The following is a 13,013-nucleotide window of genomic DNA, read 5'->3' as shown; positions in this document are numbered from 1 at the left end:
AAAAGGCACCCTTTTCCATAAAATCGAAAAAGAGTGCCTAATATCTTGCAAATTTCACAACAATGGCATAGTCATGGAACATGACTGAATCGCCTTTGCAAATTATTTTGTCTTCTGAACGTGATTCGTCAACAGATCAAGTAAATAGGCTTTTAGATCAACCATTCGTAGATTTGCAGGCTTTTCGTTAGTTCCCGCAATGATAAGTGGCACAAGCGACTCCATTTGGCGAATCGAGCCGTGGCCCCCGCCCCCCGCATGCGTCGGAGAGCTCCGGTCCGCCAATTCGTATCCCGGTTTAGCCGTCACGACCAAAAATTCTCCTTTATGAGAATTCAGCGAACCGGACAACCTCTCCAGCACATCGGGATACTGTCCGTAATCCAAGGTTCGATGATCGGCATTCAATTTAAGGTCCAGCACCTCGGCATCCTGCTTCACGGTCCACGTTTGTTTATAGCGATCGATCAGGTTACCTTTCGCCTTATATTGGAGTTCCTTCGAAGTGGATCCTTGAAGAGCATGAATCCATCCGTTTTCTTTCCAAGCAACAAAATCGATGCGGTCATCCTTGCTCAGGATATCCGCTAAGCTTCGCAGAGAACGACTAGGCTTGAAATTATATACATAAGCCATCGTTTCATTGACTGCGAGGGCGACCTCGGTTTCCGCTTTCACCTCTTCACCCGGCTTTAGAACAGAGATGCCTTTCAGCATAGCGGGCATATCAATCTCCGAACGTTGTTCCGCTGGAAGAAGCTGTGTCATGCCGCTGTCTCCAGCGATGACAAAAATCGCTTCGTTGAACGCTTTTTCCGGCGATCCGAAGGCATTTAATACGGCCCGGAGCTGCTGATCCACTTTTTTGACGCCTTCGAGCTCTGACGGACCTTTTTTATGAAGCTTCTGGTCCAGGTCCGGTAAATAAACATACAAAAAATCCGGCAGCTTGTTGGCTCGAATCAGATAATTTACGGCTTCGATTGCATACTTATTGTTCAGCCCCATCCGATCCGTGAGATCGTCAGGCAGATTCTTGGTATCTTTAGGGCCTTCCAGGGGATTGGACAAGGCTCCCAGAGTTAAAAAATCCGGACCTTTGACTTTTATGTGTTTCGGCAGGGAAGTCGGACCTTGAATCCAATCCGGGATCGTCAGCGTATGCTCGGTCGGTCCCCGATATATCAAGCCGTTAATCGACCCTGATTTCAAGCCAATGCGGGCTAATTCTTCGTAAATCGTAGGTGAATCCGGATTTAAATGTTTCCCGTTCAAATGGATTAATGCATCAGTCAGAACCGGATTGATGCCTTGCTTGAGGATTTCCATCGGCCCTGTTCCGTAGTTGATCATCTTCTTATCGTCAGACGAATACCATAGGAGACCTGGTACGCCATGGCCATTCGGATATTTTCCCGTCAACATCGTGCTGTCAATCGTGACAGACATTGTAGGAAAAGAGCTGACCAGATCCTTGTAATATTGTCCATGTTCGATCAAATATTGAAAGGTGGGCAGCTGTTTTTGAGAAATGCCCTTATCAATCGCCTGTGCCATTAAGGAGTCGACCATCAGGAATATGACTTTCTTATGTGTAGGACCTTGTTCGGATTTAACCCGCAGCAAATCCTGTTCGCCAGGTTTTTGATGTCGGCATCCCATTACCGTGATCAGTACAAGGGACAGCATTACGAGGATCATCCTGTTTATTCGCATTTTCACATTCACCACCTTAGTACATTTTGTCGCTAAAGTGGAAATGTCATTCGAGGGATATTTTGCATATTACGATGATCCATTTATGTTCAAATATGATGTTCGCCGGTTCTAATCAAGCCTCGCTTTTCCTGCTTTGATAAAGGATCCGGTTCACTTTCTCGGAGCTGAGCAGCATGATCAGGGCAAACAACAGAATGACGACGGGTAATAAACCTATCGATATTTGAGCCGCAACGATACCAAACAGTGGGGGTAAGATCGTGGTGCCGGTATAGGCAACAGCCATCTGATAACCCATGATTCTGGATGATTGAGCTTTGCCGAATCGGGCTGGCGTTTCATGCAGCAAACAAGGGAATATGGGTGCAAGCCCGAGTCCGATAACAATGAGTCCAATGAGAGAAAGATAGGAATGCAGCGGCAGCAACAACAGGACTGCACCGGTAATAGCCGTCACTTGTCCAACACGGATGAGCGTCCGATTGTTCAACCTCAGCGTTACGAATCCTGTAATGAATCGGCCGAATGTGATGCCTCCATAATACATGGACACCCATACTGCTGCTGTTTCCGGGGACAGATCTCGGGTTCCTACGAGAAAGCTCGCTCCCCATAAACCGACGGTCGCTTCCACTCCGCAATAGAACAAAAACGCCAACAGGGTTATCTTTACCCCTCTAATTTGGAGCGGTTTTCCGTGCTTCTGGACAATGGCTTCATCGCTGTTCGTTGATTCATTTTGTTCTTCAATCATGCCTTCGGGCTGCCGATGCTGACTTGCCACGATCCTCCAGAGTGGGAGCGTGAGCAGCAGGATGAAGACCAGAACGAACTGCAGCATGGATACGGTAAAATATCCGTCTCTCCATGTACCGTTAGCACCCATGGAATAGGACATGATAATCGGCCCTAACGTTGCGCCCACGCCCCAGAAGCAGTGCAGCCAGCTCATATGGTGGGCCTTATAATGGTTTGCTACATAGTGGTTCAGTCCCGTATCGACCGCCCCTGCGCCTAAACCCAGCGGAATCGCCAGCAGAATGAGCCAGAACAGCGATGGCGCATACGCAAAACCGAGCAGCGCACTCGCCGTCAACAAACAGCTGATAAGCGTAACCATACCCGTTCCGAAGCGTTCGATCACGCTCCCGCTAATCAAGCTGGATACAATCGTGCCTCCGGTTACGACCATCGATAGCAACCCTGCGGATTCGAAGGCAGCACCGATATCCGGCTGCATGGCCGGCCAGGCCACCCCGAGCAAGGAATCCGGAAGCCCTAAACTGATAAAGGCCATATAAATAATTAGAAGAAAAAATGTTACCACAAATAATGGTCCTTTCTACGCCGTGATCATTCAGACAATGGGATGAAATAGGAAGTAATCTCCTTAATTTTGGCAGCATTAAGGGTGCTGCTAAACCGGTATACGTTACAAAATGCCAGGCGCTTCCGGTCATCGAATACAAGGATTCCGTCCGCTGCACCGGTGCTGCCGTGCGTTATCAGATGATGAATATGCAGTTCGGCTGTCTTGCCATACTTCACCTGACATAACGATTCAATCACTTGATCCTTCCCATGAACGATTCTTTCCCCAACGTAACTCATCTGAATCCCATCCGTGAAATTCTCATTCATGAATTGTGTATCCATGCCAGCCAAAGCGATGTGGAGTCTCTTCAGCAACTCCTTCTTCGGTGCGTTCCCGCAATCCTCCTCGCATGTGATAACGAAATCTTCTTTGCCTGCAATACCATCTGCCATAACCAAACCTCCTAATCCCAGCTGTGTATGTAAGGGGAGTTTTCCATCTATTTTAAACCTTGTTTGGTCATATGGAAAGACTATGCACGGCTTCTATTCCCGAAGATGAAAGGTTAGGGATGAAACGCCTTCCAGAACTCCCCTTCGGTATCAATCATGCCCTTGATCTGGGCAAAAGGAATTGTGAACGTCGGAAAACCCGCTGCGTAAGGGGCGATCTCATACGGTGCAAACACCAGATGTAATGCGTCCCCGGTTACATAGAAGGGCTGGTTTGCTGCAATTCCCTTATAGCTATCCGGGAATACATACGAATACTGCGGATCCTCTTGAATCTGCTTACCAACAATGCGGCTGAGCTCCTTCACATAATCGCTGCCCGGCTTAAACAAGTCCTTCAATTCATACATCCTGCCGTTCTCAAGATTGATCACGGCGTAAACTTTCGTTGGCATGCCGTGTGCGGCACCAGAGGGATAATTATAACCGTTCAACTCCAGTTCAAGCAGTTTTTGCTTGTAGAAAATGACGTCAAAATCGCCTGTATAAGTATAATCAAGCTGTTGATTCGGAGGAATGAATTTCACCTGTGACATTTCTTTAAGCTTCGTATTCAGCGTGTGCTGAGCTGCTTGATCCCTCATTCCATGGATCTGTGGATAATAGACTAAGTAGTCCGGATTGGGTTTATACTTTTCTTCCAATACCTTATAAGGAGGATGCAGCGGGATCACCGTGTTCTGCATCCATATGACATGACCCGACCGTTCCAGGTAAGACAGACGGTGATCGACCAGGGCCTTAATCAACCCTCCTGCTTCCAGTGTAAGCGAACCGCTGCCGTTCACTTGGGGATACCCCGGCGCCGGTCTGCCGGTTCGATCAATAAAATACGTCTGTTTCGCATCATAAACCGAGGCCAATCCATGCTTGTAATCAGAAACTTCCCGATATACAAAATCAGATAACCTCTTTCCGTCCCAATCTGCAATGGCATACATCGAACCAATATACGGCTGTTCAGGATTAATCGCACGCCCAAGCGCAAACCGGTCTTCATTCAAGTCCCGGATATCGTTATATTCCGGCTGGATTACCCACTCGCCCTGCTTATTAATGACGCCATACTTCGACTTGTAATCTTCTGCCGTGTTAACGATCGCTCTGTCATGATGAAAAGGAAATGCCGAAGTATAGGTCGGCGCAATGACGATGTTCCCCTGCTCATCGATATATCCGTATTTGCCAGTGCTATCCTTCTGAAAGGCCAGCAAGCCATCGCCAGGCGGTCCGACGTAGGCGAACGAATAATTGGCCAAGCGGCGTCCATAGAGATCAATGAGCGCGTAAAGATTGTCTTTTATTTTCACAACAGCTTTGCCATCGACAAAATCATTCGCTTCCTCATATTGCGCCGGGATCACCTCTTGGCCCGCGGAATCGAGGTAGCCGTATCGGCTGTTCGCTCCATCTCCACTGCCATTATCAGTTACATAATAAACCGCCCTTCCTTCTCGAAGACCTGCTATATACGGATATCCTCGTCGTGTCAGCACTTCCCCTTGTTCGTTAATCATCTTAAAACCTTGATCATCGATCACGGTCGCTCGATGCTCCGAGAACGGGCTGATGGACTGATATATAGGCTTCACTACGAAACGGTCAGACCTGTCAATGAGGCCATACTTACCGTTCACGCCTACGATCGCAAGACCATTGTCCTGAAAATCCTGTGCATCATCATACTTTGGTTCAATGACCATCCTTCCGCTGCGATCAATGTATCCCCACTTCGTTCCGTCCGTCGTCTTCACGGATGCCGGAAATAACCCGACATGTTGCTGCGGCTGTCCTCTGCTTGCAAGCATCTCCTTGATCCGCTTCTCAAGTTCAAGCAGCGTTTCACGCGCCGGGTAAGGTTCGGTGAACGTGAGTGCTTTGCGGACCGACACAAGGGCCGCTTCCGGCATCCCGGCCCGATATTGTGCATCCGCCAGGTAATACCAATAATAAGAATAATCCGGATGTTCTTGCGTCAATCTCTCGTAGTACCTTACAACGACAGGGAAATAATAGCGGTATACATCCGGTGCAGTCACTAACGCCCCTTGGCTCCATCTGACGACCTCGACTCGATAAGCTTCGCCTGTATCGTGAATCCAAAGCGCGATTTCAGCCTGACCATCCGGACCCGAAGCACCCGGCATATCCGCAATATCGATATAACTGTAATATATATCAGCAGGTGCGATATCTTGAAGGCCCTCTGGCGTCCAAGCGTAGATCGACAATTTTGACCAGATGAAACCGAGCTGCCAACCTACGATTAATTGATTCATACTTGGGTTCAACACAGGGGCAGCCGTCAATGAAGTAACCCCATATCCCTGCCCCAAGACGTTGGCAACGACCTCATAACCGCTATTGCGGTAAAGCAGCACAAATAAATAAAGCTCATGATTCAATCGGGACACACCGACAATCTCTGGGATGTGATCTCCCGTGATGTCGACTGCTATGACTGCGGGATGTTCGACAGGCTTATCGATTCGCACAAGTTCAGCACCTTGTGGCAGATAGGCCATAGCTATTTGTGCCAGCTGCTGATCGTTAACGGACATTTGGACATCCTCCCTTGTTCAGAGCTTTCTCGCCTAATCGTATGCAGACTATGGTCAAATATGCACCTGAAGGCGGGGAGGGGCGGTACTTCTGATGCCCTATGTTTCCATTGTCGGATGACCGCAAATAAAAAAACGACCTGATCACGTTAGGCAATCAGATCGATCGTTCTCTTCGCTTCAAAATGGTTTGCTGACCATGAAATACAAAATAACGACCGGCAGCAGCGTGGCTATCGTCCCGCCTACCGCCCAATACGCCGAAGCTCTTTTATAACCTGCTGTAATGACCCCATCCCTAATGGATTGTTTACTATGCCGAATCATCCCTTTTTGCAGCGGAATCAATAAACCAGCCCACAGATCCCCGTCATACCAAACAGAATCAATGAAGCCATCAGCCAGCTCATTCCGCCCATTCCATATCCGGCTTGAACAGCCATCACAACGCCTGAAATGATGATCAGCAGCAAACCTGGCAGGGTAAATACCATATCGGCTAACATGACATTCTTAACCGTGTTATGGATTTCTGCCGGATCCCCTTTCAGATCAGCTCTTACTTTCCAGAATGCCGCCGTAATGATATTGCCGAGGAATAACACACATCCGGCGATGTGCAGAAATAACCACAATGTCATAAGCCATCCTTTCCCTCTTCCCGGTGCCCGGGCCGAAGAATATCGATGATGAAATCCGCATATTCCTTCGTGCCGAATACATGACTATTTACGCCGATTAGTCCCCGCATCCGCAGTCCGAACGACAACAGCTCAAACAGCTCTGCCGTCCGTTCCGCATCGATGGTTTCCGGTATGACCCCCGCTTCCTGGCCTGTAACAATCCATTTCTTCGAAATCGCTGTAGCTTCTCTATAGAAGCCAGCCACAATGTCGGCGATTTCGGGCTGATCGCTTTTGCCAATAAGGTACATTAAGATCAGGTTGCTCACATCGTCACGGCTTTCCAGTCTCGACATGCTGTTGGTAATGGTATTCATCGGTCCTTCAAACTGTTTAATGTCCCCTTGCTTGTTCACTTCACTCATGAACTGCTCGTTCTGCTCGGCAAGCTTAGCTCGTAATACGTGCACAAACAGCTCATCCTTACTTGAAACATAATGAAATATGGCCCCTTTGGACAAGCCCGAACGCTTCATGATGTCATTAAGGGTGGTTTGGCTGCAGCCTTGCTCCCTTATCAATTCTTCCGTGGCTTCAAGCAGTATTCGCTTGGTTTGCTCTCGCCTTTCTTCCTGCTTCATCTAATAACTCCTCCTTGATGATAAGTTGGTTACCCCTGAGGCGGAAGCCAGCCCGCCATGAGAACTGCGGCCAGGAAAACGATTTGCAGAACCGTTCTCAGCCCGATTGGAGTGACCGGCTTGCCGCCAAGTGACAAATGGCGATTCGCTGCGTATACATTGGCAGGAAACATGGCTATCAGCATGAGTGCGAGACCTGTAGATGCCAAGGCTGTGGTAGCCGGAATCAGGATGAGAATAGCGCCCGCAATCTCGAGCAGCCCGGTGAAGGTAACCATGAACGGGGCATTCGGTATTCCCGGGGGGATCATGGCGATTAGATCGGGTCGTCGTTTTCCCCAGTAGGCAGAAGCTGTTACCAAAAACATGGCCGCAACCGCAAACCTGAGCGAAATGACCCAGTCATTTACATACTCCCAGCCTGTGAAGCCCAGCGTCCGAAACAAAAGTAGCGAAACCATCATCGCGACAAATGGGATCATCAACCTCACCAACCTTCCGAATTTCATAACCTCATTATATATACCGACCATCGGTTTGTAAATGGAGAATTCCAAATTTATTCCTTTAGAGACTTCAGGCACATTCAGTATCTTATTAAAAAAGAGAGCAAGCGTGCGGCTGTGTTACAACCAGGCTTGCCCTCTACTCTCATAACATAGGTCAGCTATGCTGCGCTTTTTTCTTCTACATACATTCGAAATAGCAGGATATACAGCGCCACACTGATTAATGCCGATAGCAAGATGATGCTGAATATACCCATAGGCGGCAGCCAAGTGGACAGAAATACCGTCATCGGAGCCAGAAATCTTCCGATCGTAAACTGTAAGCTGTCAGCTCCCATATACTGTCCTCTTGCATGCTCTGGAGCATAACGGCTAATAAAGCTTTGCGTCACTGGGGAACGAGCCATTTCGCCGAAAGTAAAAATAATGGTCACAAAGAATAAGAACCAGATGTTCGTATTCAGTCCGAGTGCAAAAGTACCTACTCCGGATAACAAGGAAGATAGTACGAATACATCACGCTCCTTCCAATTCCGAAACCACTTGGTGACTGGCAGAATAAAGAGAACAAACAAGAGACCGTTGAGCCCCAGCACCCACCCTAATATCTCTGTGCTCGATAGCATAAGCGAATGTCCGTTCCAGGAGAACAGCGCCTGGGGGGGTACATAATCGATCACATATACCGCCAAATACAGATCCAGCTGCATGATCGCCACAAGGGCAAAAATCCCCGCCAGTATGTACACCAGAAACACTTTATCTCGAAAAATGATGCCATATCCCTTCCACTGTTCCTTGAATACCTGAAGAATCGACCCCGTTGCCTTTACACTTTGGGCAGGCCCCGGCAGGGTTTCATGAACGATGAAGTAAATCGCGATGAAATAGATCAGCAATACGAAGGAACATGACCACAGAAGCTCTTGCCGATACTGAAAAAAGAAAATGGCTCCAAGTGCCGGACCAAGCACGGCACCCAAGTTGTTCGCTGTCGTAAACGTTGCAAATACTTGCCGCCTTTCTTGAACCGGAACCAGATCGGCTACCATCGCGGAGCTGGCAGGTCTATAGATGGCTCCCCCGAATCCGATGCCGATAAAAGCGGCATAATCGATCCAGTGCGAAGGCGATAACGCGAACATCGCAAACATGACCGTCTGCAGCGACGCGCCAAGCAGCATGATGGGGCGACGTCCCAGCCGATCGGCTAAAGCACCACCGAGTAAGCTGCCGATAATGCTGAATATCGGAGGAACCGTCATGAGGATTCCCGCGATATGATTGCCTAAAGCCGCTCCGAAATAAACCGTTATGAAGGGAAAGTACATCCAAAACAGCATATTGAACAGCGCTTCACCTAATAATCGAACCTTTAAATTGTTATCCCATAATCGTATTTGCACAAGACTCCCTCTCTCTATGTCGCAGCAGCACAAAATTTAAAAATCGAACGATATATCACGTCCCCCGGCCGGGTATTACAAACTATAAAACATTTCCCTGGCAAAATATAGACTTATAATGAGCGCTGAGCTATACTAATAATATGAAAGCCGAATATCGACCGATTCAATTTAGATGACCCACAAAACGAACATTTGTTCTAAATATGAAAGACGCTCCCTTGGGAGCGTCTTTTTTCGATGCATGGATGTATTGATTTATCCTTCCGTTGGACCAGCATGGATATTGAATACGCTCGTTAGGTTGGCAGCCTGGACGCAGGATACTTTTCCCAATGGGGCTTAATCAGCCAGCTTCTTCAATTCATGCAGATGATCGAAGATCATCTGGCAAACCTCAGAGACCCGATCCCGATCCTTATACGTTAACCAAGCCAATTCTTCAATTTCCGAAGCCGCACTTAGCTCTCCTTCATACTCCGCCGTGTAACAGGACATCGTTACTCGAACACCCTCCGATTTGCCGTGAGCGCCAGCCCGGAAGCTGCCTGCATTCGCCGCGGTCTCCGGTTTGATCCGAACGGACAGCTCCTCTTTGATTTCCCGCACCAGCGTATCGATATCGGATTCTCCCGGTTCCCGTTTTCCTCCCGGCAGATAGTACGTATCCTTTCCTTTGGAACGAGCGCCCAGTATGCGTCCATCCGCGATATGGATCCAGGCGATCTTGTCAATCTCCGTTATCATATGGATTCCTCCCCTTATCATGTAAACTTCATGCTAAGCCGTCCCTTGTTGTTCCCGTTTCCCGCCTAATTTAAATACCAGTATCCCCCCGACAATCACAAGAACACCGATCAACTGGTTCATTGTAAACGGAACCTTCTCTAACCCTAACCATCCCAAGGAATCCCACAACAATGCGAAACCGAGCTGCGAGGTCATGACAATCGAAATGGCGAATGTGGCACCCAGCAGCCTTGTCGCCTGCACCAGGCAAATCACCACGCCGACCCCAATCAACCCGCTAATCCAGTACCAAGGCTCCATGTTTTGAATGGCGAACGTCCCCTTGCCTTCTACAGCAAGACTCATGCCGAACGAAGCCACGAAGCCCATGCCTAACACCAACGTCGTTGTAGACCAGGAGCCTGTCTTCTCATTCACTCTATTATTGAAAATGTTCTGCAAACTAACCATTGAACCCGCGATGAGTGCCAATACCAATCCTGCTAACATGTTCCATCTCCCTTACTTCATGTTTCATCATCACCGTGTGTTATTCTTCGTAAATATTGCCTCCCGCTACATTCGTTAACGCATCCCGGTCTTTAATCAGAATGTACCCCTTGTGACGCTCGATCAGCCCTTCCTGACTGAATTTCAAGATCACCCGGTTTAAATGCCGATAGCTGGTTCCAAGCAGATTCGCGATATCGGTCAGGTTGAACGCGGCCGGGTTTTTGGTAGCGAACGTATCCGACTCCGCCTCTGAAACGGACAGTAAATAGCTAGCCAGTCGTACCTCCACCGGATGAAGCAAATTGAAACTCAAGAAATTGGATTTAATATAAAATTTCCGCGTAATGATCCGCAGCATAAATTGAAGCAGCGGCGGATGCTCCTGTCCGTATTTGCGAAGCCAGCGATAATGCACGCCGATCATATAGACAGATGATACGGCCTGTACCGTATTAATCAACGGATTGCCTTGAATATATTCAATATCTCCGATCACCTCAAGCGGTGTTTTGAAAGATAGAACAAGCGCTTTGCCTTCCGCGGAGGTCGTGAAGATTTTAATCTTCCCTTGAACCAGGATATACAGCATATCGGCCGGCTCGCCTTGCGTGCAGACGATGTCGCCCTGATCATAGTGATATAACACCAGATAAGGCATTAAATCATCGTGAAATACGGACTGGATCTGGTTGCTCAGCAAAAGATGCTGCATGAGCTCCGCATTATGAATTTCCTTCACGTCCCTCTCTCCTTTCCCGAACACTCCATCTCAAGAACCGCTTGGTTCCACATTATAATTTGATAATCACGACACCAGCGATCATCATCCCGATCCCGATGAATTGAGGCAAGCTCATTCTCTTTTTCACTACACCGAACCATCCCTTGCTGTCAATCAGGAACGTTAAGAATAACTGGGCGATCAATAACGCGGATATCGTTAATGTAACACCGATGTTCTGAATCGCAGTCACCTCACTGAATATAATGGGCGCCCCCAAGGCTCCTCCGATTAGATAGAGCGGCTTCACTTGTCCAAATCCTTGTCTGCTTCCGTCGCGAACGAACAGCAGAATAATGAAGGCCATAATAAATCCGGTCAACTGCGTAATCGCGGCAGCTTGCCAGGTGCCCATATCCTGACTAATCCGGGCATTGGCCACACCCTGCAGCGTAATGCAGGCACCGCCAATGAATGCAAATAAGATTCCTCTCACGATACATACTCCTTCTTCTATAGGTCTGTATACTATTAAAAGTTAATTCCCCAAACTCAGGAAAGGACATATGTCCTGAAATGACGTAAATTCCAAATAAAGCGATGTCCATAGACACGAATTTCATTATATACTATCGGTTGGCTTTGCATATAACATACAAAAAGCTGCCGGAATTTCCTTGGCAGCTTAAGATGCATTATAGCATCGGGGGGTTATGATTTTAACCCATTCCCGAGGTATAAAACAGTTTAAACCAAGATTGCATGTAGGACTCTATGATCATTTTGTTTTAAAATATAACTAGATGTCACTCATTGACGTAACACCGACTTGGAAGGAGCTCCTCTAACGTTATGCTAGACAAACAAGAACAAGTCCCCGATGAACAGGGCGGATTACAATTACAAGCGGATTGCGAACGCTGCTTTGGATTATGCTGCGTCGCTTTACCCTTCGCCGCCTCAACGGATTTTGCCATGGACAAAGACGGCGGAACCCCTTGTCACCATCTGCAATCCGACTTCCGCTGCGGTGTGCACAGCAGCTTGAGGCAGCGAGGTATGAGAGGCTGCACCGTATACGACTGCTTTGGAGCAGGTCAAATGGTTTCACAGGTCACCTATAACGGACGCGACTGGCGGCAGGCCCCTGGGACAGCAAAAGAAATGTTCGACGTATTCCCGATCATGCGACAGCTTCACGAGCTGTTATGGTATCTGAACGAAGCCCTGACTTTGCAACCGGCTCAAGACATTCATACCGATCTGAGATTGTCGCTGCAAGAGACGAGTCGATTGACTCAGCTTCCTCCCGAATCCCTGTTACAGCTGGATGTGGCAGCTCATCGGGCAGAAGTGAATCAGCTGCTTCTCCGAACCAGTGAACTTGTGCGAAATGATGCGCGCAAGAAGCATAAAGGGCCACCCGTGCGTCAAAAGATCGGGGGGCGCGGTGCTGACCTGATGGGAGCAAAGCTAAAGGGAGCAGACCTGAGATACGCCAATCTGAGAGGCGCTTATCTCATTGCCGCGGACCTCAGAGGAGCCGATCTGCGGGCTGCCGATCTGATCGGTGCCGATTTCAGGGACGCAGACCTTAGGGGGGCCAATCTAGCAACCAGCCTCTTCCTTACTCAATTCCAGGTTAACGCAGCGAAAGGAGACGCCAGCACCAAGCTGCCCCCCTCCTTATCTCAACCGGGACATTGGACGCGTTAACGCTCAATATATTAGGAAAGAAGAGATGATGATTTACTATAAACACTA

14 protein-coding genes are annotated in these 13,013 nt (G+C 48.3%); 1 reads left to right on the top strand and 13 read right to left on the bottom strand.

Annotation, left to right across the window (positions count from 1 at the left end; translation table 11 throughout):
- Nucleotides 1–102 precede the first annotated feature (102 nt).
- From AB4124_RS23835 to AB4124_RS23775, 13 genes are all read right to left on the bottom strand, one after another.
- The gene (locus AB4124_RS23835; RefSeq protein ID WP_441974393.1) at nucleotides 103–1,716 is read right to left on the bottom strand and encodes an alkaline phosphatase family protein; all 1,614 of its coding nucleotides are present in this window, start codon (nucleotides 1,714–1,716) and stop codon (nucleotides 103–105) included.
- Between the two features lie 115 nt (nucleotides 1,717–1,831).
- Entirely contained in the window at nucleotides 1,832–3,046 is a 1,215-nt protein-coding gene (locus AB4124_RS23830; RefSeq protein ID WP_441974392.1) for an MFS transporter, read from the bottom strand.
- A 26-nt stretch (nucleotides 3,047–3,072) separates the two neighbouring features.
- Nucleotides 3,073–3,486: a hypothetical protein gene (locus AB4124_RS23825; RefSeq protein ID WP_076326067.1), complete on the bottom strand. Its 414-nt coding sequence runs from the start codon at nucleotides 3,484–3,486 to the stop codon at nucleotides 3,073–3,075.
- A gap of 113 nt (nucleotides 3,487–3,599) precedes the next feature.
- Nucleotides 3,600–6,107 (bottom strand): WG repeat-containing protein, encoded by a 2,508-nt coding sequence (locus AB4124_RS23820; RefSeq protein ID WP_441974391.1) that lies wholly within the window; start codon nucleotides 6,105–6,107, stop codon nucleotides 3,600–3,602.
- A 180-nt stretch (nucleotides 6,108–6,287) separates the two neighbouring features.
- Nucleotides 6,288–6,455, bottom strand: coding sequence for a hypothetical protein (locus AB4124_RS23815; RefSeq protein WP_441974390.1), 168 nt, complete (start codon nucleotides 6,453–6,455; stop codon nucleotides 6,288–6,290).
- Nucleotides 6,452–6,748 carry a DUF2269 family protein gene (locus AB4124_RS23810; protein ID WP_441974389.1) on the bottom strand — a complete coding sequence of 99 codons (297 nt, stop codon included), beginning with the start codon at nucleotides 6,746–6,748 and terminating at the stop codon, nucleotides 6,452–6,454. Before AB4124_RS23810 ends, AB4124_RS23815 begins: the two co-directional genes overlap by 4 nt.
- Nucleotides 6,745–7,371, bottom strand: coding sequence for a TetR/AcrR family transcriptional regulator (locus tag AB4124_RS23805; RefSeq protein ID WP_441974388.1), 627 nt, complete (start codon nucleotides 7,369–7,371; stop codon nucleotides 6,745–6,747). The genes AB4124_RS23810 and AB4124_RS23805 overlap by 4 nt, the downstream gene beginning before the upstream one ends.
- Before the next feature lie 29 nt (nucleotides 7,372–7,400).
- Nucleotides 7,401–7,853 carry a DoxX family protein gene (locus AB4124_RS23800; protein ID WP_441974387.1) on the bottom strand — a complete coding sequence of 151 codons (453 nt, stop codon included), beginning with the start codon at nucleotides 7,851–7,853 and terminating at the stop codon, nucleotides 7,401–7,403.
- A 185-nt stretch (nucleotides 7,854–8,038) separates the two neighbouring features.
- The gene (locus AB4124_RS23795) at nucleotides 8,039–9,286 is read right to left on the bottom strand and encodes an MDR family MFS transporter (protein ID WP_441974386.1); all 1,248 of its coding nucleotides are present in this window, start codon (nucleotides 9,284–9,286) and stop codon (nucleotides 8,039–8,041) included.
- Between the two features lie 342 nt (nucleotides 9,287–9,628).
- Nucleotides 9,629–10,033 carry an NUDIX hydrolase gene (locus AB4124_RS23790; protein WP_430107212.1) on the bottom strand — a complete coding sequence of 135 codons (405 nt, stop codon included), beginning with the start codon at nucleotides 10,031–10,033 and terminating at the stop codon, nucleotides 9,629–9,631.
- 33 nt (nucleotides 10,034–10,066) lie between these two features.
- Nucleotides 10,067–10,525: a DMT family transporter gene (locus AB4124_RS23785; RefSeq protein WP_339272726.1), complete on the bottom strand. Its 459-nt coding sequence runs from the start codon at nucleotides 10,523–10,525 to the stop codon at nucleotides 10,067–10,069.
- A gap of 40 nt (nucleotides 10,526–10,565) precedes the next feature.
- On the bottom strand, nucleotides 10,566–11,267 hold the full coding sequence (locus AB4124_RS23780; protein ID WP_076326059.1) for a Crp/Fnr family transcriptional regulator: 702 nt from the start codon (nucleotides 11,265–11,267) through the stop codon (nucleotides 10,566–10,568).
- Nucleotides 11,268–11,319: 52 nt separating this feature from the next.
- A complete protein-coding gene (locus AB4124_RS23775; RefSeq protein ID WP_441974385.1) occupies nucleotides 11,320–11,745 on the bottom strand; it encodes a DMT family transporter in 426 nt (141 codons plus the stop codon).
- A gap of 356 nt (nucleotides 11,746–12,101) precedes the next feature.
- On the opposite strand from AB4124_RS23775, the gene AB4124_RS23770 reads away from it, so the two are divergent.
- Entirely contained in the window at nucleotides 12,102–12,965 is an 864-nt protein-coding gene (locus AB4124_RS23770) for a pentapeptide repeat-containing protein (protein WP_441974384.1), read from the top strand.
- Nucleotides 12,966–13,013: the final 48 nt, after the last annotated feature.

Source organism: Paenibacillus sp. 2KB_20, assembly GCF_052115765.1.
GTDB lineage: Bacteria > Bacillota > Bacilli > Paenibacillales > Paenibacillaceae > Paenibacillus_AQ.
The sequence above is the reverse complement of the archived record's forward strand: the minus strand, read 5'-3'. Positions and strand labels throughout refer to the sequence as shown.

Bases quoted from the DNA above. Each gene is read 5' to 3' on its own strand.
- AB4124_RS23835 (WP_441974393.1), bottom strand. From the start codon at position 1,716: ATGCGAATAAACAGGATGATCCTCGTAATGCTGTCCCTTGTACTGATC.
- AB4124_RS23825 (WP_076326067.1), bottom strand. From the start codon at position 3,486: ATGGCAGATGGTATTGCAGGCAAAGAAGATTTCGTTATCACATGCGAG.
- AB4124_RS23820 (WP_441974391.1), bottom strand. From the start codon at position 6,107: ATGTCCGTTAACGATCAGCAGCTGGCACAAATAGCTATGGCCTATCTG.
- AB4124_RS23810 (WP_441974389.1), bottom strand. From the start codon at position 6,748: ATGACATTGTGGTTATTTCTGCACATCGCCGGATGTGTGTTATTCCTC.
- AB4124_RS23805 (WP_441974388.1), bottom strand. From the start codon at position 7,371: ATGAAGCAGGAAGAAAGGCGAGAGCAAACCAAGCGAATACTGCTTGAA.
- AB4124_RS23800 (WP_441974387.1), bottom strand. From the start codon at position 7,853: ATGATCCCATTTGTCGCGATGATGGTTTCGCTACTTTTGTTTCGGACG.
- AB4124_RS23790 (WP_430107212.1), bottom strand. From the start codon at position 10,033: ATGATAACGGAGATTGACAAGATCGCCTGGATCCATATCGCGGATGGA.
- AB4124_RS23785 (WP_339272726.1), bottom strand. From the start codon at position 10,525: ATGTTAGCAGGATTGGTATTGGCACTCATCGCGGGTTCAATGGTTAGT.
- AB4124_RS23770 (WP_441974384.1), top strand. From the start codon at position 12,102: ATGCTAGACAAACAAGAACAAGTCCCCGATGAACAGGGCGGATTACAA.